The sequence below is a fragment of the Streptomyces colwelliae genome, assembly GCF_048158785.1.
Taxonomy (GTDB): domain Bacteria; phylum Actinomycetota; class Actinomycetes; order Streptomycetales; family Streptomycetaceae; genus Streptomyces.
Window position 1 is genome coordinate 1 of sequence record NZ_JBLTJC010000667.1, and the last position, 2813, is coordinate 2813.

Below are 2813 nucleotides of genomic sequence, written 5' to 3' on the forward strand. Positions count from 1 at the left end.
GTGCCGTCGCGCTCGGCACCGGCGTACTGCTCGGGCTGGTGCCCGCCAGCACCGGCGTGCTCGGCACCATCGAGCAGGTCGGCCGGCTGGCCGACGGTGGGTCGCCGCCGCGCGTAGCAGCCGCCTCGACCCGGGCCGCCGTCACCGAACTCCGCGAACGGGCCGTCGTCGTCGGCACCGGTTTCGGCGGCGGGGTCACCGCGCTGCGGCTGGCCCAAGCCGGCGTCTCCACCCTGGTGTTGGAGCGCGGACGGCGCTGGCCGACCGGCCCGGACGCCACGACGTTCTGCCGCTTCGCGAACATGGACAACCGCTCCGCCTGGCTCACCGACCACGCCATCGTCGGCGGCGGCACCCAGACCTGGACCCCCTACACCGGCGTCATCGAAGCCATCGCCGGAAACGGCATGACCGCCATGTGCGGAGCGACCGTCGGCGGCGGATCGATCATGTACCACGGCATGACCCTGCAACCCACGAAGGCCGACTTCACCACGTCCATCCCGCAGGCGGCCGGCCTCTACGACGACCTCGACCTCTGGGCGTACCCCACCGTCTCCCGGATGCTGGGCATCTCCACCATCCCCTACGACGTCCTCGCCTCCGACCCGTACAAGTCGTCCCGGCTCTTCCAGGACATCGCGCCGAAGGCGGGCCTGACCCCGTTCAAGGTGCCGCTGCCCATCGACTGGGCCTATGTCCGGGGGGAGTTGGCGGGTCTGTACGACCCGACGTACACCACCAGCGACATCGCCTTCGGTGTCAACAACGGCGGCAAGCACTCCATCGACGTCACCTATCTCGCGCAGGCGGAGTCGACCGGACTGGTGCAGGTGGCGCCCCTCCACGTCGTCCGCGACCTCGCGATGGACGCGAACAAGAAGTGGGTGCTGTCCGTCGACCGCATCGACACCGCGGGCACCGTCCAGGAGCAGATCCGGATCACGGCGGACGCGGTCTTCCTCAACGCGGGCTCGCCCGGCACCACCCGTCTCCTGGTCAAGTCCCGTGCCAAGGGCCTGATTCCGGACCTGCCGGACGCCATCGGCACCGGGTGGGGCAACAACGGCGACCGCATCTGGGCCTGGATCAACCCGACCGGCGACGCCGGCGCCCAGCAGGGCGGCCCGGCCTGCGTAGGCGGCCGCGACCCGAACAGCGCCATCCCGCTCACCGTCGTCCACGCCGGTTCACCGATCCAGCAGACCGGCGTCACGGCCCTGACCGTCGTCGGCTTCGGCATCGTCGACGGCGCGGGCACCTGGGCCTACGACGCCACCGCCGACGACGCCGTCCTCACCTGGCCGACGGACACGGACGCCGAGTTGCAGACGCTGATCGCCGGCAAGATGCAGGACATCGCGACCGCGGGCGGCGGCCTCATGATCGACACCAACGCCCAAGCCCCGTCCACCTGGCACTCGTTGGGCGGTGTCCCGTTCGGCGACGCCGTCGACCTCACCGGCCGCGTCCTCGGCCACAAGGGTCTCTACGTCCTGGACGGCGCCCGCATCCCGGGCTCCACCGGCGCCTGCAACCCGTCCATGACGATCGCCGCGCTCGCCGAACACAGCATGCGGACGGTCGTGCGGCAGGACGTCGGGCGAGTGTTCTGACCTGAACTAGGCCCAGGTCACCGGAAGTTCCCGCAGGCCGTACACGATGGCGTCCCGGTTGTAGGTGAGTTGGTCGGCCGGGACGTCGAGGCGCAGGGCGGGCAAGCGGCGCAGCAGCGTCGCGAGGACGATCTGGAGTTCCACACGGGCCAGGGTCTGGCCCAGGCACTGGTGGATGCCGTAGCCGAAGGCGACATGGCGGCGGGCGTCGCGGGTGAGGTCGAAGTCGGGTGTGGCGCCGAAGAGTCGCTCGTCGCGGTTGGCGGTGGACAGCATGCAGATCACGCCCTCGCCCGCCGGGATCGTCACCTCGCCCACCCGCACCGTCTCGGTCGCCGCACGGCCGAGGCCCAGGTGGATGATCGTGAGGTGGCGCAGGAGTTCCTCCACGGCGCCGCGCACCAAGTCCGGGTCATCGCGCAGGAGTTGGGCCTGGTCGGGACGGCGCAGCAGGGCGAGCACGCTGACGGCGGTCATGTTCGCGGTGGACTCGTGCCCGGTGACCAGGAGCAGGAAGCCGAGCGACGCCGTCTCCTGGTCGGTCAGGTCCTCGCGGGCGGCGAGCCGGCTGAGGATGTCGTCACCGGGCTCCCGCCGCTTGCGTTCCGCCAACTCCGCCAGGTAGCCCATGAGTTGCGCGTGCGCCCGCTCCGCCTCCGGCCGGGCGGTCCGGTTGTCGAGGAGGGTGCGGCTGAGCGACTGGAACAGGTCGTGGTCCTCGTACGGCACCCCGAGCATCAGACAGATGACCAGCGACGGGACCGGCAGCGCGAAGTCCGCCACCAGGTCGGCCGAGGTGCGACCCTCGGTCATGCGGTCCACGGCCCGGTCGACGATGTCCTGGATGCCGGGGCGCAGTTCCTCGATGCGCTTGACCAGGAAGTCCTTGGTGACCATCCGGCGCAGCCGGGCGTGTTCGGGGTCGTCCATGCGGATGAAACTCGGCTTGGCGGTGGCCAGTTCACGCTGCCCGGCGGAGAGGAACGGGAACCCCGGCGTGCGCGCGTCCGCGCTGAACCGGGCGTCGGCCAGCACGGCCCGTACCTCGTCGTACCCGGTGACCAGCCAGCACGCGGTGCCGTCCGGCAGCACGGCCCGGGAGACGGCGGCCTCGCGGGCGGTGGCGGTGTATGCGGGCGGCGGCGAGAAAGGGCAACTGCCGTAGGGCGCCGGGAGGTTGAGGGCGGGGGCGGTGAC

The 2813-nt window shown here is 71.3% G+C and carries 2 protein-coding genes; one reads left to right on the top strand and one right to left on the bottom strand.

Annotated elements, in window-relative coordinates; all coding sequences use genetic code 11:
• Window positions 1-1616 (top strand): GMC oxidoreductase (locus ACNFOC_RS52905; protein WP_416966101.1); only part of this gene is annotated, 1616 nt, incomplete at its 5' end.
• 6 nt (window positions 1617-1622) lie between these two features.
• On the opposite strand, the gene ACNFOC_RS52910 is transcribed toward ACNFOC_RS52905, so the two are convergent.
• Window positions 1623-2813 (bottom strand): cytochrome P450 (locus ACNFOC_RS52910; RefSeq protein ID WP_416966102.1); only part of this gene is annotated, 1191 nt, incomplete at its 5' end.